Below are 1,593 nucleotides of genomic sequence, written 5' to 3' on the forward strand. Positions count from 1 at the left end.
ACACCACCGAGGGCAACTACGACCTGGTCGGCAACAACACCCCGGTGTTCTTCATCCGCGACGGCATCAAGTTCCCGGACTTCATCCACAGCCAGAAGCGCCTCCCCGGCACGCACCTGCGCGACGCCGACATGCAGTGGGACTTCTGGACGCTCTCCCCCGAGTCGGCCCACCAGGTCACATGGCTCATGGGCGACCRCGGCCTGCCGGCTTCCTGGCGCGAAATGCAGGGCTACGGCTCGCACACCTACCAGTGGATCAACGCCGCGGGCGAGCGCTTCTGGGTCAAGTACCACTTCAAATCCAACCAGGGCGTCAAGGCCATCACCGGCGACCAGGCTGAAGAACTGGCCGGCTCGGACGCGGACTTCTACATCCGCGACCTGCAGGAGAACATCGCGGCGGGCAACTTCCCGTCCTGGGAGCTRCACGTCCAGGTTATGCCTTATGAGGACGCCAAGACTTACCGCTTCAACCCGTTCGACCTCACCAAGGTGTGGCCGCACTCCGACTACCCGCTGATCCACGTGGGCACCATGGAGCTGAACAAGAACCCCGAGAACTACTTCGCGCAGATCGAACAGGCCACCTTTGCGCCGTCGAACTTCGTGCCGGGCATCGCCGCGTCGCCGGACAAAATGCTCCAGGCCCGCATCTTCTCCTACGCCGACGCACACCGCTACCGCGTGGGCACCAACCACGCTCAGCTCCCGGTGAACCTGCCCAAGAGCCAGGTCAACAACTACAGCCAGGACGGCGCCGGCCGGTACCACTTCAACGCTCCGTCGGTCCCGGTGTACGCGCCGAACTCCTTCGGCGGCCCGGCTGCCGTGGAACCGCAGAGCCCGGCCGGCGGCTGGGAGAACGACGGCGAGCTGACGCTCTCCGCACACTCCCTGCACGCCGAGGACGGCGATTTCGGCCAGGCCGGCACGCTGTACCGCGAAGTGTTCGACGACGGCGCCAAGGCCCGCCTGCTGGACACCATCACCGGCGCCGTGGGCGGCGTGAAGAGCCCCGCCATCAAGGAACGCGCCATCCAGTACTGGACCAACGTCGACGCCGAGCTCGGCGCCAAGCTGCGCGCCAACCTCGGTGCAGGCCAGGCAGAATCCGACGCCGAGGYAGCCAACAAGCTGTAGCTTCCGCCGTCGGCCCCTGGCCACAACGAAAACACCCCGCCACGGACTGTCCGTGGCGGGGTGTTTCTTTCTGTCTCCGCGACGCTACGCAGGCCCCGACGAACCGGCGGCAGCGCCTGCTGCGGCGGGCCGATGACCCTTCTTGGCGAGCTGGATCTGCTCGTACACGTGGTGGCGGAGTTCCGTGAAGCGCGGAAGGGACCGGGTCTCCAACTGGTCACGGTCCACCGGAAGGTCGATCACGATGTCCTCCTGGACGACTGTCGGGGAGCTGGACAGGATGATAACCCGTTCGCCAAGGTAGACCGACTCGTCGATGTCGTGGGTGACGAAGAGGACCGTCACCCCGAACTTCTTCCAGATGGCCCTGATCAGGTCCTCCAGGTCCGCGCGGGTCTGCGCATCCACTGCGGCGAACGGCTCGTCCATCAGCAGCACCTCGGGCTGGTAC

The 1,593-nt window shown here is 65.8% G+C and carries 1 protein-coding gene and 1 pseudogene; one reads left to right on the top strand and one right to left on the bottom strand.

The annotated features are described in order from the left end of the window. Positions 1–1,142 (top strand): catalase (locus AB4Y86_RS18625; protein ID WP_441403621.1); only part of this gene is annotated, 1,142 nt, incomplete at its 5' end. Between the two features lie 84 nt (positions 1,143–1,226). Here AB4Y86_RS18625 and AB4Y86_RS18630 read toward each other — a convergent pair. Continuing rightward, positions 1,227–1,593, bottom strand: a pseudogene (locus AB4Y86_RS18630) (ABC transporter ATP-binding protein); the annotation flags it as partial.

This window comes from Arthrobacter sp. 2YAF22_2, assembly GCF_052114645.1.
In the GTDB taxonomy this organism is placed as follows: domain Bacteria; phylum Actinomycetota; class Actinomycetes; order Actinomycetales; family Micrococcaceae; genus Arthrobacter.